This window comes from Boseongicola sp., from assembly GCA_014075275.1.
Classification (GTDB): domain Bacteria; phylum Pseudomonadota; class Alphaproteobacteria; order Rhodobacterales; family Rhodobacteraceae.
This window is the reverse complement of sequence record CP046179.1, coordinates 1463093-1481708: the sequence shown is the minus strand read 5'-3', so window position 1 is coordinate 1481708 and position 18616 is coordinate 1463093. Positions and strand designations below refer to the sequence as shown.

The 18616-nt window shown below is 57.3% G+C and carries 21 protein-coding genes and 2 pseudogenes; 16 read left to right on the top strand and 7 right to left on the bottom strand.

The window, feature by feature from the left end; translation table 11 throughout:
- Positions 1 to 100: 100 nt before the first annotated feature.
- The 6 genes from uvrC (at position 101) to GKR98_07450 (ending at position 5006) form a co-directional block, all read left to right on the top strand.
- Positions 101 to 1966: an excinuclease ABC subunit UvrC gene (gene uvrC, locus GKR98_07475; protein QMU58048.1), complete on the top strand. Its 1866-nt coding sequence runs from the start codon at positions 101 to 103 to the stop codon at positions 1964 to 1966.
- Between the two features lie 23 nt (positions 1967 to 1989).
- Complete coding sequence (locus tag GKR98_07470; protein ID QMU58047.1) at positions 1990 to 2748, top strand: 2,4-dihydroxyhept-2-ene-1,7-dioic acid aldolase; 759 nt, start codon at positions 1990 to 1992, stop codon at positions 2746 to 2748.
- 27 nt (positions 2749 to 2775) lie between these two features.
- A complete protein-coding gene (locus GKR98_07465) occupies positions 2776 to 3576 on the top strand; it encodes a methyltransferase domain-containing protein (GenBank protein QMU60013.1) in 801 nt (266 codons plus the stop codon).
- Between the two features lie 85 nt (positions 3577 to 3661).
- Positions 3662 to 4318, top strand: coding sequence for a CDP-diacylglycerol--glycerol-3-phosphate 3-phosphatidyltransferase (gene pgsA, locus GKR98_07460; protein ID QMU58046.1), 657 nt, complete (start codon positions 3662 to 3664; stop codon positions 4316 to 4318).
- Between the two features lie 2 nt (positions 4319 to 4320).
- A complete protein-coding gene (gene moaD / locus GKR98_07455) occupies positions 4321 to 4569 on the top strand; it encodes a molybdopterin converting factor subunit 1 (protein QMU58045.1) in 249 nt (82 codons plus the stop codon).
- Positions 4566 to 5006, top strand: a complete 441-nt coding sequence (locus tag GKR98_07450; protein ID QMU58044.1) for a molybdenum cofactor biosynthesis protein MoaE — start codon at positions 4566 to 4568, stop codon at positions 5004 to 5006. The genes moaD and GKR98_07450 overlap by 4 nt, the downstream gene beginning before the upstream one ends.
- Before the next feature lie 106 nt (positions 5007 to 5112).
- Here the strand turns inward: GKR98_07450 and hrpB are convergent, their stop codons facing one another.
- Positions 5113 to 7587, bottom strand: coding sequence for an ATP-dependent helicase HrpB (hrpB, locus tag GKR98_07445; protein ID QMU58043.1), 2475 nt, complete (start codon positions 7585 to 7587; stop codon positions 5113 to 5115).
- Positions 7588 to 7599: 12 nt separating this feature from the next.
- Between hrpB and meaB the strand changes: the two genes are divergently transcribed.
- The 4 genes and pseudogenes from meaB (at position 7600) to GKR98_07425 (ending at position 10069) form a co-directional block, all read left to right on the top strand.
- Positions 7600 to 8613, top strand: coding sequence for a methylmalonyl Co-A mutase-associated GTPase MeaB (meaB, locus tag GKR98_07440; GenBank protein ID QMU58042.1), 1014 nt, complete (start codon positions 7600 to 7602; stop codon positions 8611 to 8613).
- Between the two features lie 127 nt (positions 8614 to 8740).
- Entirely contained in the window at positions 8741 to 9028 is a 288-nt protein-coding gene (gene rpmB / locus GKR98_07435; GenBank protein ID QMU58041.1) for a 50S ribosomal protein L28, read from the top strand.
- Positions 9029 to 9167: 139 nt separating this feature from the next.
- Positions 9168 to 9593: pseudogene (locus tag GKR98_07430) on the top strand (hypothetical protein).
- Positions 9590 to 10069 (top strand): low molecular weight phosphotyrosine protein phosphatase, encoded by a 480-nt coding sequence (locus GKR98_07425; GenBank protein ID QMU58040.1) that lies wholly within the window; start codon positions 9590 to 9592, stop codon positions 10067 to 10069. The pseudogene GKR98_07430 and the gene GKR98_07425 overlap by 4 nt, the downstream one beginning before the upstream one ends.
- Here the strand turns inward: GKR98_07425 and GKR98_07420 are convergent.
- Both GKR98_07420 and GKR98_07415 read right to left on the bottom strand, forming a co-directional pair.
- Positions 10027 to 10320, bottom strand: a complete 294-nt coding sequence (locus tag GKR98_07420) for a hypothetical protein (protein ID QMU60012.1) — start codon at positions 10318 to 10320, stop codon at positions 10027 to 10029. The genes GKR98_07425 and GKR98_07420 overlap by 43 nt on opposite strands.
- Positions 10321 to 10421: 101 nt before the next feature.
- Positions 10422 to 11012 (bottom strand): LysE family translocator, encoded by a 591-nt coding sequence (locus GKR98_07415; protein QMU58039.1) that lies wholly within the window; start codon positions 11010 to 11012, stop codon positions 10422 to 10424.
- Between the two features lie 73 nt (positions 11013 to 11085).
- Between GKR98_07415 and GKR98_07410 the strand changes: the two genes are divergently transcribed.
- The 6 genes from GKR98_07410 to GKR98_07385 all read left to right on the top strand — a co-directional run bounded on the left by GKR98_07410 (position 11086) and on the right by GKR98_07385 (position 15309).
- Positions 11086 to 11538 (top strand): winged helix-turn-helix transcriptional regulator, encoded by a 453-nt coding sequence (locus GKR98_07410; protein ID QMU58038.1) that lies wholly within the window; start codon positions 11086 to 11088, stop codon positions 11536 to 11538.
- A 125-nt stretch (positions 11539 to 11663) separates the two neighbouring features.
- Entirely contained in the window at positions 11664 to 12272 is a 609-nt protein-coding gene (locus GKR98_07405; protein ID QMU58037.1) for a hypothetical protein, read from the top strand.
- A gap of 67 nt (positions 12273 to 12339) precedes the next feature.
- Positions 12340 to 13125, top strand: a complete 786-nt coding sequence (locus tag GKR98_07400; GenBank protein ID QMU58036.1) for an ion transporter — start codon at positions 12340 to 12342, stop codon at positions 13123 to 13125.
- 13 nt (positions 13126 to 13138) lie between these two features.
- Positions 13139 to 13831, top strand: coding sequence for an aminoacyl-tRNA hydrolase (locus GKR98_07395; GenBank protein ID QMU58035.1), 693 nt, complete (start codon positions 13139 to 13141; stop codon positions 13829 to 13831).
- 44 nt (positions 13832 to 13875) lie between these two features.
- Entirely contained in the window at positions 13876 to 14853 is a 978-nt protein-coding gene (locus GKR98_07390; protein ID QMU58034.1) for a DUF2332 family protein, read from the top strand.
- A 78-nt stretch (positions 14854 to 14931) separates the two neighbouring features.
- Complete coding sequence (locus tag GKR98_07385) at positions 14932 to 15309, top strand: DUF2237 family protein (protein QMU58033.1); 378 nt, start codon at positions 14932 to 14934, stop codon at positions 15307 to 15309.
- Here the strand turns inward: GKR98_07385 and GKR98_07380 are convergent.
- The 4 genes and pseudogenes from GKR98_07380 to trpB all read right to left on the bottom strand — a co-directional run bounded on the left by GKR98_07380 (position 15306) and on the right by trpB (position 18494).
- Positions 15306 to 15794: a helix-turn-helix transcriptional regulator gene (locus GKR98_07380; GenBank protein ID QMU58032.1), complete on the bottom strand. Its 489-nt coding sequence runs from the start codon at positions 15792 to 15794 to the stop codon at positions 15306 to 15308. The genes GKR98_07385 and GKR98_07380 overlap by 4 nt on opposite strands.
- A 39-nt stretch (positions 15795 to 15833) precedes the next feature.
- Complete coding sequence (locus GKR98_07375) at positions 15834 to 16190, bottom strand: hypothetical protein (GenBank protein ID QMU60011.1); 357 nt, start codon at positions 16188 to 16190, stop codon at positions 15834 to 15836.
- A 127-nt stretch (positions 16191 to 16317) separates the two neighbouring features.
- Positions 16318 to 16443: pseudogene (locus GKR98_07370) on the bottom strand (AAA family ATPase).
- 818 nt (positions 16444 to 17261) lie between these two features.
- Positions 17262 to 18494, bottom strand: a complete 1233-nt coding sequence (gene trpB / locus GKR98_07365) for a tryptophan synthase subunit beta (protein ID QMU58031.1) — start codon at positions 18492 to 18494, stop codon at positions 17262 to 17264.
- Between the last annotated feature and the right edge of the window lie 122 nt (positions 18495 to 18616).

Sequence of the window (18616 nt, the reverse complement as noted above, 5' to 3'; positions counted from 1 at the left end):
CTTGTCCATGGGGTTATCCACAGAAGAAGTGGACTCCTTTTCTCTTGCTCGGGTTGGCACGGCAGTGCAGCCAACCCGAGAATCAGGCTAAGTGGCGCAGATGAGCGAGCAGACAACACATTCCACCCCCGCGGGCCAGGCTGTGATCCAGACCTATCTAAAGACGCTGGACTCCAGTCCGGGTGTTTACCGCATGCTCGATCAAAAGGGCGCGGTTCTTTACGTGGGCAAGGCGCGAAATTTGAAGGCACGTGTTTCGTCCTATGCACGCCCTACGGGACACAGCCCCCGGATCGAGCGGATGATCCGCGAAACCGCAACGATGATGTTCCTGACCACACGCACCGAGACCGAGGCGCTGCTTCTCGAACAGAACCTGATTAAGCAGCTTAGGCCGCGCTACAACGTGCTTTTGCGAGACGACAAATCGTTCCCCAATATTCTGGTCGCCAAAGCACACGGATTTCCGCAGATCAAAAAGCATCGTGGCGCGAAGAAAGAGAAGGGCGATTATTACGGCCCGTTCGCAAGTGCGGGTGCGGTCAACCGGACGCTCAATCAGCTCCAGAAGGTCTTCCTTCTGCGCAATTGTTCAGACGCAACATTCGAAAGCCGCACCCGTCCGTGTTTGCTTTATCAAATCAAGCGATGCGCCGGGCCATGCGTCGGCCTTGTCTCGGACACCGAATATGGGGGGTTGGTCCGCGACGCCGAGCGCTTCTTACAAGGCCGCACGACCAAGGTGCAGGAGCCACTGGCCGCTGAAATGCAAACCGCCTCTGACGCGATGGAGTTCGAACGCGCCGCTGCGCTGCGCGACCGGTTGCGCGCGCTGACATTTGTTCAGGGCAATCAGGCGGTGAACCCGGCTGGCGTGGCCGAGGCGGATGTGATAGCCCTTCATATGGATGGCGGGCAAGCATGTGTGCAGGTCTTTTTCATCCGCGCCAACCAAAACTGGGGCAATCGCGACTATTACCCCCGCACTGGATCAGGCGCGGGCGTCGCTGAAGTTATGCAGGCCTTTGTCGGCCAATTCTATGACAACAAAGAGCCGCCTCGTCTGATCCTGTTGTCCGATGCAATTGAAGACGTTGAACTGATGGGCGAGGCGCTGGCTGAAAAGGCCGGCCGCAAGGTCGAGATTGCGGTGCCTCTGCGCGGCGAGAAAAAAGAATTGATGGCGGGCGCTTTACGCAATGCCCGCGAAAGCCTTGCCCGCAAGATGTCTGAAACCGCGACCCAGACGAGGTTGTTGTCGGGATTGTCCGATGCCTTTGATCTGGATGGTCCGCCGCAAAGGATCGAAGTTTATGACAACAGCCACATTCAGGGTGCCCATGCCGTCGGTGCGATGATCGTTGCTGGCCCTGAAGGCTTCATCAAAAGCCAGTATCGCAAGTTCAACATCAAAGGCGATGATCTGACCCCCGGCGATGACTTCGGCATGATGAAAGAGGTGCTGACCCGCCGCTTCAAACGTTTGCTGAAGGAAGACCCGGATCGCCAAAATGGAACGTGGCCGGATCTGTTGTTGATTGATGGTGGCGCGGGGCAAGTCAGTGCTGTGCGCGAGATCATGGCCGAACTCGGCGTTGAAGATGTCGCAATGGTCGGGGTCGCCAAAGGTGTCGACCGCGATCACGGCAAAGAAGAGTTTTATCGCACTGGCCAACGCCCTTTCGCGCTGCGTCGGGGGGACCCTGTGCTTTATTTCATCCAGCGCATGCGAGACGAAGCCCACCGCTTTGCCATCGGGGCCCACCGCAACAAACGCTCGAAAGCTGTCGGGGCAACACCCTTGGATGATGTGCCGGGTGTGGGGGCCACGCGCAAACGCGCGCTTTTGCAGCATTTCGGCTCGGCCAAGGCTGCAAGTCGCGCGGATCTGGCGGATCTGAAAGCAGTCGACGGAATATCTGACGCGCTGGCGGAAACGATTTACGATTACTTCCACGGCAGCTAGGCTTTCCCCATTACGAGGGGAAGATGATGGCATCATTGAAGGCAAAACTCGCTGACCCAAATCGGCGGTTCACAACACATCTTTGCACCATTCCATCGGCGACGGTGACGCAGCTGATGGTGGCGGCGGGCGCAGATTCGGTCATTATCGATTTGGAGCATGGCGCAGTGGACTATGGCAGCGCCCACGCCATGATCGCTGCCACCGCGCGCAGCGACTGTGCCCCTTTGGTCCGAATCGCCGCCAACGAAGACTGGCAGGTGAAGCGTGCGCTGGATCTTGGCGCGGAAGGCATCATGTTTCCCTTGATCAAAACGGTCGAAGACGCTGAAAAGGCGGTTGCTGCGATGCGCTACCCGCCGAACGGAACCCGCGGCTTCGGACCCTTCCTGGCACACAGTTATGAAGGCACCAGCATCGCCGAGTATCGCGAGATGGTGGACCACGACCGTGTATGCACCCCCCTCATCGAGACGATCGAGGCGGTTGAGAACATCGAAGCCATCTGTGCTGTGCCAGGTATCGATATCATCGTGCCCGCCATGTTCGATCTCTCGACGGCCTACGGGGTTTCGGGTCAGTTCGATCATCCTGAAGTGGTCGCCGCACGCGATCGGATCGAAGCTGCTGCCAAGGCTAACGGCATACCGCTTTGCAGCAATGCATTGAGTAAAGAGGCCGCCGACGCCCTGTTCGCGAGGGGCTATCGCGGCATCGCCGGGTTTGACGTGCTACTTTTGCGAGGTTCAATTTCCCAGATGCAAAGCTGGACGCAGGATTAAGTGATGGACACCTCCGGTTTTGAGCAAATGGAGAGAACTGGCTGGGGCCAAGCCTCGATTGCCAAAGGCTACGCCAATGGGTTCGGCTATGCAGTTGAGAAAGTCGCGGGCGTATTGACGCAAGCAGTCGCGGTTTTGCCAGGCGAAGAGGTTCTGGACCTTTGCTGTGGTCACGGCGTTGTGTCGCATCAGTTGGTCAAAATCGCGGCCAACGTGACAGGCCTCGATTTCTCCCCCGCTATGATCGATCTCTCTCGCGAGTCAGTTCCGGAAGGTCGATTTGTCGAGGGCGACGCCATGTCGATGCCGTTCGACAACAATAGCTTTGACGCCGTGACCATCGGATTTGGTATCCCGCATTTGCCAGACCCTGAAGCTGCGCTGGATGAGGTGGCTCGCGTTCTGCGCCCCGGTGGACGGTTGGCGTTATCTGTGTGGCAGGGCAAGGGATCCGGCGGAGCTTTTGGATGGCTATTCGATGCCGTCGGCGCCCACGGCAACGTCGATGTCACGCTCCCTGCCGGTCCGGACGCCCATGCCTATGCGGACACCCGAATAGCTTTTCCCGCCCTGGAGAAAGCTGGTTTCGTCGAACCCGACCTGAAACATGTCGCAAGCCAGTTCCTGCTTAACGCCCCGGAAGATCTTTTTGATGTATTTGCCGAAGGCGCCGTCCGCGCGGCTGCATTGCTAAAGGCTCAACCGCACGGCAGGGGCGCTGATATTCGCGCCGCAATGGCGAAGCGTGTGCGGGCCGAAGGCATTCACGGCACCGATGGCTGGCTGGTGCCAATGCCGTCCGTGGTCGTTTCCGCGTTGCGTCCTTAATAATTTACGTGCGCATCTGCCGCTTTTCGCCTCACTTGTTCGTTGACGCCTTTCCCTTTTGCCCAACCGCCATTAAATCGGTTCCATGACATGGACGATCCCAAATATTCTGACGTTGCTGCGACTGGTTGCGGCCCCGGGACTGGTGATCCTGTTTCTCTACTTCGCACGCCCCTGGGCCGATTGGTTTGCGCTGATCCTGTTCGTGGTTGCCGCCGCGACCGATTGGTTTGACGGCTATCTTGCCCGGACCTGGAAGCAGGAAACCAAACTGGGCGCGATGCTGGATCCGATCGCTGACAAGGCGATGGTGGTGATCGCATTGTTGGTGATCACCGGCTATGCGGGCATGGACCCCTGGATCCTGTTGCCCGCGACGGTGATCATGTTCCGCGAGGTCTTCGTGTCCGGCTTGCGCGAATTTTTGGGCGACACGGCGGGGACATTGAAGGTCACAAAGCTGGCCAAGTGGAAAACCACAGCGCAGATGGTGGCCATTGCGGTGCTGTTTGCCACCGGCATCTTCCAGCATATGTGGATCGAGCGCACTGTCGGTATGGATCGGGCGATTATCGCCGACATCATGGGTGGCGGCGATGATCCGATCAATATCCGGCTGATCCGGGACGCCTATTGGTGGACCTGGTGGATTGGCGTTGGCCTGTTGTGGATCGCGGCGACACTGACGCTGATCACAGGGGCCGACTACCTGAAAAAGTCGTTGCCGCATTTGAAGGATTAGCCATGATTGATGTGCTTTACTTTGCTTGGCTGCGCGAACGCATTGGCGAACCGAAAGAGCAGATCGAGACCCAGGCCGCGACCGTGGCTGACCTTGTGGAAGAGTTGAAAGCCCGCAGCGACGCTCACGCATTGGCGTTTTCTGATATGGCCTCGGTCCGGGTGGCCGTGGATCAGGAATTGACCGAAATGTCGGCTTCTATCGCCAATGCGCGAGAGGTGGCTTTCTTTCCCCCGATGACCGGCGGATGAGCGTCCGGGTTCAAGCCGAACCGTTTGATGCTGGCGAAGAACTGCGCCTGTTTTCGGAAGCTGCTAATGGGGCAGGCGCGGTTGTGACCTTCTCAGGCCTCGTGCGCGACGAAGGCGGCACGCTCGGCGGCATGGAGATCGAGCATTATCCCGGCATGACAGAAAAAGCGCTGGAGGCGATCCGCGCCGAGGCGATGGACCGCTGGTCATTGCAGGATGCGTTGGTCATTCACCGGTTCGGGCCGTTGAAACCCGGCGAGCAGATCATGATGGTAGCCACCGCCGCCCGACATCGCGCGGATGCGTTTCAGGCCGCGGAGTTTTTGATGGATTTCCTGAAGTCGCGCGCCCCGTTCTGGAAGAAAGAGCTGTCCGGTGATGGTACCACCTGGGTTGATGCCAAAACCGATGATGAAGACGCCCTGAAACGCTGGTAGTTTCGCCCCGACTTCGTCGGGTCGACCGGTGCGAAACTACGTTTCGCATGACATTTCCAGTTGGGGCTCTGCCCCAAACCCCGGAGTGTTTTTGATCAGAAAAAGATCAGGGTTTTCTGGGTTTGGCGCGTAATGTTGCCTGAGCCTCGGTCGGGTCTTCGGGCCACGGGTGTTTCGGGTAACGTCCCCGCATGTCTTTTCGAACATCTGCATAAGATGTGGCCCAAAAGCCGGGGATATCCATTGTGGTCTGCACTGGCCGTCCGGCGGGAGACAGGAGCGTCACGCGTAACGCGCGACCCGCAACGTTTGGGTGGCGGGTTGTTCCGAACATCTCTTGCAGGCGAAGCGCGATCGCGGGGTCTTCGCCTTCATAATCGATGGGGATCTTGCGGCCCAGTGGAGTGACCCAGTTGGGTGGGGTTTCGCGATCCAGCGTTTGGGTCTGTTCCCAGGTCAGGCGGGCGCGCAGGGCGGGCAGGATATCGAATGATTTCCAGTCGGCAGCGCTGCGTACTTTGGTCAGATGCGGCAGAAGCCAGTCTTCGAGGCCTTCCAGGAGTGTTGCGTCGTCCATCGCTGGCAGATCATGACCCGCCGCCCGGACAAGCGCCACGCGGGCGCGAAAACGGTTGGCCGCCGCCGCAGGGAACAGGCCAAGTTGGCGAATACCGGTCAGCATGCCTTGGGCGATCTGATCATCTGGCGCGTCTTTCCAGGCTTTGGACGACAGGGCGATGGCGCCAAGCCGTTCCTCGGTGCGGGCAATCAAGCGTCCCTCGCGTCGGGACCATTCGACTGATTCCTTGGTCAGGATTTGATCCCTAAACACATCGCGCAAAGCCGCCTCGTTGACAGGCAAAGCGGTGCGTATTGTCGCCTCGCGCGCATGACCGTCCGTGTCGGTGACCACCAGCAGACGCGCGCCTGCTAGATCATCCTCATTCGACATTTTTGCGCCCTTGCCCCCCGACAATAGCCACCTGGGATCATCTCCGGGACGGCGCAGGCCGATGCGGTCGGGGTATGCCAATGCAGCTTGTTCGCCGGGGTCGATAATTTTCGCAGGCGGCGCGCGTTTTTCCAACCGCTTGGCCTCGGCCCGAATGCGGTCCAGCTGGCCTTCGCGGCGGCTACTTTTCAAAGCTGCCAGCCGCTTGCCAAGATAGGCACCACCCCCCCGCAAGGGATCGCGATCCGCCAGAAGCGCAGCCAATAGCGCGGAAGATTTCCCCGCAGTTTCAAGCATATGCGCCAGTCTTGGGTGCAGCGGCATAGAAGCCAGTTTTTTGCCGTGGCTCGTAATTGCGCCGTTTTCAAACGCTCCCAGGGCCGTCAGCAGGTCCTGCGCCTCGGCCAAAGCGCCCTCGGGCGGCGGCGTCAGGAAGGGCAAATCAGTTGTTCCCCACTCGGCCAGTTCCAGCGCCAGCCCTGCAAGATCGGCGGCTTCAATCTCCGCCGGCGGAAACGCCGCCAACGCGCCGTCCTCGCCTTTCGTCCACATGCGAAAACATACCCCAGCCGAAACCCGACCAGCGCGGCCGCGTCTTTGGTCAGCTTCGGTGCAGGTCACGCGTTCGGTCACCAGCCGCGACATGCCCGAGCCTGGATCAAATCGCGCCCGTCGCGCGCGCCCGCCGTCGACCACAACCGTAATGTCGGGAATGGTCAGCGAGGTTTCGGCAATCGCGGTTGCCAGGATGATCCGACGCCCTGTGCCGGGGCGTATCGCCTTTTGCTGTTGTGGAAATGGCAGTGCGCCATAGAGCGGCAGAACGGCGATATCAGGCAGCCGGTCGGTCAGGCGCTGCATGACGCGCCGTATCTCGCCTTCGCCGGGTAAGAACGCCAGAATGCTGCCTTCTGTTTCATTGGCAGCCCGCACAACCTGATCGGCCATGGCAACGTCGAACCAGACATCGCGCGGGATCGGGCGGTCAAGCCAGTGGGTTTCCACGTCAAAGCTGGTGCCCGCCGAGGTGATCAGCGGTGCATCCCCCATCAGGCGCGCAACGGGGGCGGCGTCTAATGTCGCTGACATCGCCAGAAGTATCAGATCGGGGCGTAAGGCTTCGCGCACTTCCAGCGCCAGCGCCAATCCTAAATCAGCGTTCAGGGATCGTTCGTGGAATTCGTCAAAGATAACTGCGCCGATGCCGTCCAGACTTGGGTCCGACTGAATCATCCGGGTCAGAATGCCTTCTGTCACCACTTCGATCCGGGTCTCACGTGAAACTTTTGCGTCTCCGCGAATGCGGTATCCCACTTTACCGCCAACCTTTTCACCAATCATCTCGGCCATGCGCGTTGCAGCGGCTCGCGCAGCAAGGCGTCGGGGTTCCAGCATAACAATGCGCATGTCGGTCAATCCGGCCTCAAGCATTGCCAATGGCACACAGGTTGTCTTGCCCGCCCCGGGTGGTGCCTGCAAAACCCCGCGGCCTTCCGACGACAGCGCGGTCACTAAATCCGGCAAGGCGGCGTCTATGGGTGGATTGAAAGTCACCCTTTTGATGTATCCAAGCCCGTCGGGATATTCGATGAAAATCGACCTCTGGACAGGGAAAGACGCACGCGCCATGGTCCGCCTAAGATGGCTGACGAGATTGAAACCCTTGCCAAATTCCTGCGTTCCGGTGACCGCCGGGCGCTGGCGCGCGCCATAACACTTGTGGAAAGCGGGCGCGAAGATCATCGCGCGCGGGCGGATCGATTGCTGGAATCCGTGATCGATAGCGACAGGCAGGCATTGCGCATCGGGCTGTCTGGCACGCCAGGCGTTGGAAAATCGACGTTTATTGAATCCTTTGGTTGCATGCTGACGACGCAAGGTATGCGAGTTGCGGTTCTGGCGGTCGATCCGTCGTCCACGCGCTCGGGTGGTTCGATCCTTGGTGACAAGACCCGGATGGAGCGGCTTTCGCGCGAACCCCTGGCCTATATTCGCCCATCACCCAGCCAGACGCATCTTGGCGGGGTTGCGCGGCGCACCCGCGATGCTGTGGCGCTGTGCGAAGCGGCTGGGTTTGACATCATCCTTATCGAAACCGTTGGGGTGGGTCAGTCAGAAACTATTGTTGCCGACATGTCCGATTTGTTCGTGCTCTTGCTGGCCCCGGCGGGCGGGGACGAACTTCAGGGCGTCAAACGCGGGATTATGGAAATCGCCGATCTTGTGGTGGTGAACAAAGCCGACGGCGACCTGAAGTCGACGGCAACTCGCACGGCGGCTGACTATGCCGGAGCCTTGCGTCTGATGCGAAAACGCGACGGCGATGCGCCGGGGTTTCCGAAGGCCATGATGGTCTCGGCTACCGAAGAAACCGGACTGGCCGAAGTCTGGGAACAAATCACTGAACTGGCAGATTTTTGGCACAAAACCGGCTTTTGGTCAGACAGACGCAGCGATCAGGCGCGCCGGTGGTTTGCAGATGAGGTGCGCAAAGGTCTGCTGCGTCAACTGGAAGCCAACTCCGACGCTGATGCGGCCATGACCGATCTTGCCGAAGCCGTTGCGTCGGGCCATCGCGCGCCGGGTGCTGCTGCTGCCGAAGTTCTTGCCCGTCTTGCGGCCTCAACCGCAACTCCAAACGCCGACAAGGCTTGACGCCCGCTCGAAATCGACCTATCCCGCGCGAACGGATTCTTGGGCAGGGCCGATGGCGCTGCCCTCTTGCATTGACGGGGCCTGCCCGGACCTGTTGAACTGAGACGATATAGCCGAGGATGTATTCATGTCGCGCCGTTGCGAATTGACTGGAAAAGGCCCGATGACTGGCAACAATGTCAGCCATGCCAAAAACAGAACCCGCCGTCGGTTCTTGCCGAACCTGACCGAAACCGCGCTGATGTCCGAATCATTGGGCCGCACGGTTCGCCTTCGCGTTTCCGCCGCTGCTTTGCGCACGGTTGATCACCGTGGTGGTCTGGACGCGTTCTTGGCGAAAGCCAAAGACGTTGACCTGTCGGAAAACGCTCTGAAAATCAAAAAGCAGATTGCAAAGGCTCAGGCCGCAGCCTGATCTCAATTGCTATGACTGTTAAAGTGGCCCGCGCCTTTGCGGGCCGTTTTCGTTTGGGGCTTGGTGCCCCGCATTCGTTAATGTTCCTTGCAAAGCGCCCTCGTGGTAATCTAGCGAAACCAGAAACAGGAGAACGCCCATGCGCACCCCGTGGCATCTTTGGGTCATTGGCATCGGGACCCTTCTTTGGAACGCAGTTGGTGCAGTTGATTAAGTCATGACGAAAATCAACTACGAACCCTACATGTCCCAGTTTACGCCCGAGCAGATGGCGTTCTTCAACAGCTTCCCTGTTTGGGTGGTTGCCGCCTGGGCTATTGCCGTTTGGTCATCGGTCGCTGGCTCGGCCCTGTTGCTGCTGAAGTCCCGGTTTGCTGGCAGCGCCTTTGGGATATCTCTGATCGCAATGGCAGTGACATTTGTTCACAACTACCTTCTGTCAGACGTCACAATGAGCGACATTGCAGGCCCCGAAGCTCTTTGGTTCTCTGTCGCCATCGTCGTGACGGCAGTTATGGTCTGGCTCTATGCACGCCATATGCGCCGCATCGGTGTGTTGCAGTGACCCGTGTCCTGTTCGTTTGCCTTGGAAACATCTGCCGATCGCCAACGGCCGAGGGAGTTCTGCGCAAGATGGCACCTGAATTGCGCATCGACAGCGCCGGAATCGGGGATTGGCACATCGGCGATCCACCCTATGGCCCGGCAATCGAAGCCGCGGCTCTTCGCGGTTATGACCTGACCCCCCTGCGGGCGCGACAAGTCACGCCGAACGATTTCTACGTCTTCGATCTGATCCTGGCGATGGATGCCAGTAACATCGCCAATCTTGAAAGCATCCAGCCCTCGGACAGCACCGCAGACCTAAGCCTGTTTCTGGAATTTGCACCCGAAACCCGCGAAATCGCCGTTCCTGACCCATATTATACCCGAGACTTCGACGGCGCATTGGACCTGATCGAAATGGCGTCAAAAGGATTGATCAGCTATTTGTCTGATCACCCCCGGCAAAACACCTCGGCGGTTTCGCCAAAACTTTGATAACGCTCCCAAAACCGCTCGTGAGTGCGACGGCCGGATTGCCGTATCTGCTGGGCGCGGTGGGGGTCAGAAAAGAAAGTCGCCGCCAACCGCTGGTCCTTGGCTGAAAGGGTCATATTGGCGGCATCCTGAATGCAGCCGCATAACGCGCGATTCCCGGCACCACGGTCCGACAACAGACAGGCCTTCTCAATCTGCGCAGAAAATGCCGGCAGCGACAGAAACGCTGTCACCACTATGACTCCAACCAATCCGAACGATACCTGTCGCCGCATGTCGTGCCTGTTGCTCTTGCCCAATTGGCGCGTATTCCGCGCTCTCAATACAGACGATCATGCCACAAAATCTGACATCACGCCAGAACAGGATACATCGATAGGATCAGCAAAAAGGCCATGAACCGATTGAACCAGACCAACCGGGTCTGATTGGTCAGCAATCGGCGCATCTGCAATCCCAGCACACACCACAGACTGACGCTGGGCAGATTGATCGACCCAAAGATTAATACCACTGCCAGCACGTCCAGCACCGCGTCGCCCGGCGCATAGATCGTCACTGCCGACAGTGCCATGGCGATCGCCTTTGGATTGACCCATTGAAAGGCCACTGCTTGCAGAAACGTCATTGGCGTGCCGGTTGCGGCGGTTTTTTCAGGCGGGGCTGCATTGGCAATCCTCCAAGCCAACCACAGCATGTAGATCAGGCAGACAACCGTGAAGACGTTGTGCAACCATGGAAAGGCCTCGAATACTTTCGCCAGGCCAATGCCCGTCATAAAGGCCAGAAAGATGAAGCCGAAGCCGACCCCCAACATATGCGGCACCGTCCGACGAAATCCAAAATTCGCCCCCGAGGCCATCAGCATCAGGTTGTTGGGGCCGGGAGTGATCGACATCACGAAAGCGAACCCGGCCAGGGGAAGGACGAACGACTGCAACATGACGCAACAATTATCGGGAATTGTGCCGATTGAAATTGCGAAGTTGTGTGTTTAGTGTCCAATATAGCAACTAATGGCGAAAAATGACGAGATAAACCGCAAAATATTGCAAGAGCTCGGTCGCAATGCGCGACTTAGTAATTTGGAACTGGCCGACCGTGTGGGGCTATCACCTTCGGCCTGCCTGCGCAGGGTGCAGGAACTTGAACGCAGCGGCGTCATCACGGGCTATCGGGTCGTCACCGACCCCGTTAAACTTGGCGTCGGCTTCGTCGCTATGGTCACCGTGGGGTTGAACAGCCACACTAAATCCGCGCAAGAGAGTTTTGAACGCGCCATGGACCGCTCGCCCGAGGTGGTAGAGTGCCACAACGTCACTGGACCGGTTGAATATATATTGCGTGTCGAAGTAGCCGACCTTCCCGCCTACAAAGTATTTCACACTGATACTCTAGGATCGCTTCCGCAGGTCAACGCAATTGCGACATACGTTGTTCTGGACTCTTCAAAGGACGCAAGGGTCTGAGGCTTTACCGAAACACTTGCGGGCAAACCCGTTAACCATTGCTCTTTTCGTGCGCATTCCCTTCATTTCCGGCTAATCTTTCGCGCAAAGGCGGCATTGATCGCCAAAAAGAGCAGAGGCAGATTATGGGACTTTCACGCATTTTGGTCAGTGGCCTGATGGCGCTTGTTTTGACGGGTTGCGCAGGCAATTGGGAAGTGGACTATGGCGACGGCCTTCCGGCAGATGTCACCAAGAACTGGCGACTTGCTGACGTTGTGGCCGTTGTGCCGGAAAGCCTGTCGGTTTCAAACGCTAATACATTCGCGCCAAACGCCGATATCGTCTGGCATGGCGATCCCTTCGGTGACCGCAAGGCGCAAGTGGCCGCAATCGTGGATAGAGGCATCACACAGGGCGCATCTGAATTGTCAGGAACGCGACCGGTTACGATTACTGCACTGGTTGAAGAATTTCACGGCGTAACCCCCATGGCCGTCGCCCGCGCACCGGCAGCAGTGCACAACATCACTTACCTCATTCAGGTGATTGACGCGTCAACTGGACAGCCACTGACCCAACAAGAACGCATTCAAGCCGATCTTGAAGCCTTCGTTGGCAATGCAGCTGTGGCATCGGCGATTAACGGCAAAACCCAAAAAGTGCGCATTACAAACCATCTGGCTGCGGTTACGCGCGGCTGGTTGGGTTTCGGGCCGGATCAGCGGCGTGAATTCAGCGGATTTGGCCGTTAAGCCCCTTGTTTTAAGGCAATCGACACACATCTAGTCAGCCAGACACCTGGCTGATTTCGAGGACATTGTGACCGACCGTTTGAACGCACTTCTGGCCCACAGGGCGTTTGAACCCACGATCATGGTTTTGATTGTGATAAACGCCATTGTTCTGGCGTTGGAAACCTTTCCGGGTGCTATGGCAGTAGCGGGCAGTGTGATCGTCGTCATCGACAAAGCCATCCTGGCGATCTTCGTCATCGAGATCATCGCGCGCTTGCTCGCTGATTTTCGCGGCTTTTGGCGCGACCCATGGCGCATTTTCGATTTTATTATTGTCGGCATTGCGCTGGTCCCGACAACTGGCGCGCTCTCCGCGCTGCGGGCATTCCGCATCCTGCGGGTATTGCGGCTGGTTTCGACCATTCCGCAAATGCGTCGGGTGGTTTCGGGGCTTTTGGCCGCGCTGCCGGGCATGGGATCTATTGTTGCCCTTCTGGGCCTGATCTTTTTCGTCTTCTCTGTAATATCCACCAAACTGTTTGCCGCAGCATTCCCGGAATGGTTCGGAACACTTGGTGCGTCGGCCTACACACTCTTTCAGGTCATGACATTGGAAAGCTGGTCCATGGGCATCGTGCGCCCGGTGATGGAGGTGTTTCCTTGGTCATGGGCACTGTTTGTGCCGTTCATCATCCTAACTGCCTTCGCCGTCCTGAACCTGTTTATCGGTGTAATCGTGGATGCCATGCAGACAGAGCATGCCGACGCCGCACAAGACCAGCGGGATGCGTTGCACCATGACACCGCCGCGATACTGGAAGAGGTGCGCGCACTACGGGCAGAGCTTGCAGCGATGAAACCCGATAGATAGGGTCGCGGCCATTATGAAACTCTTTGTCGGCCTTGGAAATCCCGGCGGTAAATACGCCAACAATCGCCATAACGTCGGGTTCATGGCGGTTGACAGTATTGCCTCCGATCACGGGTTCGGCCCATGGCGTGGCAAGTTTCAGGGGCAAGTCTCCGAAGGTCGGATGGGCAGCGACAAAGTTGTTCTTTTAAAGCCAGAAACTTTCATGAATCTGTCCGGGCAATCCGTCGGCGAGGCGATGCGATTTTATAAACTCGATGCGGCTGATGTGATTGTTTTTCATGATGAAATCGATTTGGCACCAGCGAAATTGAAGGTGAAGTTTGGTGGCGGACACGCCGGTCACAATGGGTTGCGGTCGCTGCATCAGCATATCGGAGACGCCTATGGTCGCGTCCGCATTGGTGTCGGTCACCCCGGCCACAAAGACGCGGTTCCGCATTATGTGCTGAAGGATTTCTCCAAAGCAGATCAGGACTGGCTGGACGACACATTGCGCGGCATTGCCGATGGCGCACCGCACCTGGCTGGTGGTGACACTGGCCGTTTTCAAAATGCTGTCGCTTTGCGCGTCAACCCACCGCGCTCGTCCACAACAAAACCAAAACCCAAAGCTGATCCCAAAGCCCCAGCGACATCGCCAACGCCGGAAGTCGATTTGGACGACCGCTCAGCTTTGCAAAAACTGGTCGACCGTTTCCGGTGATCGTGCCTGGCGCCTTTCACGCGCAATCTGTCCACTGCGCTAACATGGGATCCCCCTTCATGGCGCGCCTCATGAGGCTTTTCGCCGAACGCCTCGGCCCGGACGATCCCCTTGGCGAATACTTGTTGAGTTGGCCCGGAGATCCGGCCCCAGTCGCTGACGGCCTGCCGCTTCGCCTTGCTGGTGCGCTCCACGCGCTCTGCCAAAGGGGAATAGCTCTCGTCGATGTCTATCCGCCCTCACACGCCAGCGACGACATTCTGTGGTCGGCGGTAACCGATACCATGGCCGCACACTCCCAGCATATCCGAACCTGGCTGCGTAGCTCGCCTCAAACGAATGAAGTGCGCCGTTCGGCCATAATCCTGCCCGCGCTGGCGATGTTGCGTGAACAGTTTGATCGTCCTGTCGCCCTTTATGAACTTGGCGCCAGCGCCGGTTTAAACCTGCGGGCCGACCAGTTTTACCTTAAGACGGACGCAGGCACCCTTGGTCCCAGTTCGTCACCTGTTTTACTGACACCCGATTGGCAGGGCACCGTTCCGGAAGGCGAGCTGCCAAAGGTCGTATCCCGCCAAGGCGTTGATCTGAACCCTCTCAACCCGGCCACCAAGAACGATCAAGACCGTCTGTTGGCGTATCTTTGGGCCGACCAGCCCGACCGAATTGATTGCACCAAATCCGCGATTGAACTTGCCGCGCGGTTTCCGGCTTCTGTTGATCAAGGTGATGCAGGCGCGTGGCTGGCTGAAAAACTACCAATCTCGCCGCCCAAAACCCTTCGGTTGATTTTCCACACCATCGCCTGGCAATATTTTCCGAAATCCACTGTAGATCTGGCCAACAGTGCCATCGCCAAGGCAGCTGAAGATGCCAGCTCAGATCATCCGCTCGCCCATCTCGCCATGGAAAGCGACGGGGGCGAGGGCGCTGCCGTCACATTGGCCGCGTGGCCCGGTGGCAAAAAGCAACTGGTCGCACGCGTCGATTTTCACGGCCGTTGGGTCAATTGGCTGGTATAGGGTATCAAACCACCCAACACGCGCTGCATTGAAACGTCACCCCCTCACGCTACATGCCACTCAGCCCCAGGAGTCACCTTGCAAAAAGACCCCGCCATCAATGTTCTCGGTGAAAAATTAGAACCGTGTTCAACCGATCCGGTGACCGGATATTTTCGCGACGGCCATTGCAACACCTGTTACGAAGATGAAGGCAGCCATACTGTTTGCGTAGTCCTGACAGCCGAATTTCTGGCGTTCTCGAAATACCTTGGCAATGACCTGTCAACACCGCGCCCTGAGTTTCAGTTTCCCGGACTTAACGCAGGTGACTGCTGGTGTCTCTGCGCCAGCCGCTTTCTGCAAGCTGCCGACGAGGGTGCAGCCCCACGTATCCGTTTGGCTTCCACACATCGCAATGCACTGGAAATTGTTCCCCTTGATATCCTTATGGAGCACGCCAGCGAAGGCAATTAGCCTTCCTCGTTTTCAACCAATTCGTCGATAAACAGGCTTAGCAATTGCGGACGACCGGAAACACCGGCTTTTCGATAAATGGCGGCAGTCTGAGCTTTGATCGTGCCCTCAGAGACGCCGCGCAGATCTGCCATATCCTGGGTCGAGAACCCCTTGATTGCAAATAGCGCCACGTCCCTCTCTGCTGGGGTCAGCTCCCAGGCTAAAAATCGTTCTTCCAACACGTCCCGAAATGCGCTTTGCGCAACCCGCAGGGCTTCCTCGGCCTTAGCGGCCTGCGCCCGCGATGACCGCAACGCCAGCGCGCCAATGACAACACCCGTCACCAGTCCAAAAGCTGCCCCGATCTCGATGAATTCGTGAACTTGCCAACTGAAAGGTGCAATCGGCAACCCAAGAACCGAGATCAAAATCTCGGAAATGAAAAAGACTGCTGAAAGGACCTGAACCACAAACACCGCGCTCAGAATGTATTTGTTCGTCAAGCAGAGGCCCCCGGCTCACATCAAAAAAGTCTTCAAACCTTAGTCGTCGGTTTCGTCATCGTCGCGGCTATCGTCGTCATCGTCATCACTATCATCACTATCGTCATCATCACCATCATCGTCGCCCCCGCCGCCACTTTCGTTGCCTGAGCCAGACCCGCCAGTGCCCGAACCGCTACCCGATCCGCCCGAGGACCCACTCGCCCCCAGAATTCTCAGATAGTCGCGAAGGATCAGCCCGGTTGACGGATTGACCACGATTTCGCGGCGCGCGTCTTCACTTGTTGCCACGAAACGTAAACGTCCCAACAAGGTTCGGGAAATTCGAATCTCGGTAAATCCGTCAGCTTGCAATTCTGCAACGATCCGATCGCGAACATCCGCGGCATCTGCCATCGCTGGCGGCGCGGCAAGGAATAGACATCCGATTACAATCAGTTTCTTAAGCATAAGTCACCATGGGCGGGCCGTTGACATCATCAATGGCCCGCCTCCCTCACAAAATCAATTGCGCATCGCGCGTTTAGTCGTCATCGCTGTCGTCGTCTGAATCGTCCTGATCATCGTCGTCGTCGTCATCATCGTCGTTATCATCTTCGTCGTCATCATCCAGATCGTCATCTTCGTCTTCAAACTCTTCTTCAAAGTCGATGACCGCGCCCAGGCCTTCTTCGGACAATGCGAATACATACTCGATTTCCAGCGCCTGGCCTTCACCTTCGACGACCACTTCATTGGATCGAATGCGAATGGTCAGTTTCGAAAAGTCGACGTCCTGATAAATCGTTGCCAGTTCGGCCTGAACGGCTGCAACAATTTCGTCCTGCGAAGCGTTGGTCCCGGCCAAAGCGGTGCTCGACATGAGCGACGCGGCGGCGGTCAGTGTCAGTAATTTTTTCATAGTCAGTCTCCGGTAATTTTGGCCGATCAGTGGTTGATCGCGCCCTGCACAGAACAAACAGCACAGCTCGCCGCACCTCGGATATTGGACTTGGGATTAGGTCCAGCACCATAAACCGCCGGGGAAACACCCTAAACTTCAGTTTACGAATGAAGATTCATCAACGAAATGGGAATAAGGGATGGCCTGGGAAACAAAACGTTCTGGGCAGGTAGGCTGTCGTTGGAAATGCCATCCAGACCAGTGAAGTTGCGAGTTTCTGCCATAATTGGGGCCAATGTGCCCAGAATCACCCCCCGGTTTGCCCATCGCTCTCTCAATCCCAAAGATGCCCCATCACCGGATAAACATGATCTTAGCAAACAGTCGTCTGGATCATGAGTGTCCTGGCTTGTCATTATTGGCCCAAAAATATCCCCGCCGGAGGCCCCGCGCGGACACCGCGCGTCCCGGATTTCGTGTGGAAATCCGTTTCCCAATCCTTAACGATATCCTGCGTCACCGTTCGCAGGCACCGACGTAATACCGACACGATACAGACAGCCGATTTTTGGGATAAAACACCCCTAGTCGCTGCCTTCCATGGTCACACCCAGTGCTTTGGCAACGGTGAAAATATCCTTATCGCCACGCCCACACATGTTCATGCAGATGATGTGATCACTCGGTAATTCAGGGGCGATCTTCATGACATGTGCCAAGGCGTGGGACGGCTCCAAAGCCGGGATGATCCCTTCCAGTTCGCAGCACAGCTTGAAGGCTTCCAATGCCTCTTTATCCGTGATCGACACATATTCGGCGCGACCGATCTCATGCAACCAACTGTGTTCGGGCCCGATGCCAGGATAATCCAAACCTGCAGAAATGCTAAATCCTTCAAGGATTTGGCCGTCATGGTCCTGCAAAAGATACGTCCGGTTACCGTGAAGAACGCCGGGCCGACCACCGGTCAAAGATGCGCAATGCTCCATCTTCGCATTCACGCCCTTACCACCTGCCTCGACACCAATAATATGCACGTCCTTGTCGTCCAGAAACGGAAAGAACAGCCCCATAGCATTCGATCCACCACCAATGGCGGCAATGATCGTATCGGGCAAACGCCCTTCGGCTTCTTGCATCTGCGCCTTGGCTTCATTGCCGATAATCGACTGAAAATCCCGCACCATGGCCGGATAAGGATGCGGCCCGGCCACCGTGCCAATGCAATAAAAAGTATCCCGCACATTCGTCACCCAATCGCGCAACGCATCGTTCATCGCGTCCTTCAAGGTCCCACGCCCTGACGTCACCGGCACAACTTCAGCGCCCAGCAATTTCATCCGAAATACGTTCGGGGCCTGACGCTCAACATCATGCGCGCCCATATAAACAATGCACTTCAGGCCAAATTTCGCACAAACGGTCGCGGTTGCGACGCCATGCTGACCTGCACCGGTTTCAGCGATTATCCGGGTTTTCCCCATGCGCCGCGCCAGAATGATCTGACCCAGAACGTTGTTGATCTTATGGGCACCCGTGTGGTTCAGCTCGTCGCGTTTCAGATAAACCTTGGCGCCACCCAGATGATCGGTCAGCCGTTCAGCATGATAAAGCGGCGAGGGGCGGCCGACGTAATGCTTCCATAGGAAATCCATCTCGTCCCAGAAGCTCCGATCAGTTTTCGCCTTTTCATACTCGGCTTCCAACTCAAGGATCAGGGGCATCAGCGTCTCAGACACGAACCTCCCGCCAAAATCCCCGAACCGGCCGTTTTCATCCGGGCCGGTCATGAAGCTGTTGAATAGATCGTTGGCCATCGTGCGCTCCTGAAACAGACTGGCAATATCTATCTGGCAGAATAGGGGTGGTAAAGCCGATGTCGCCCGGATTCTTGCGACCCAAATCCAGCTCAGAAAAGTGAAATTCCGACCGAGCTTCC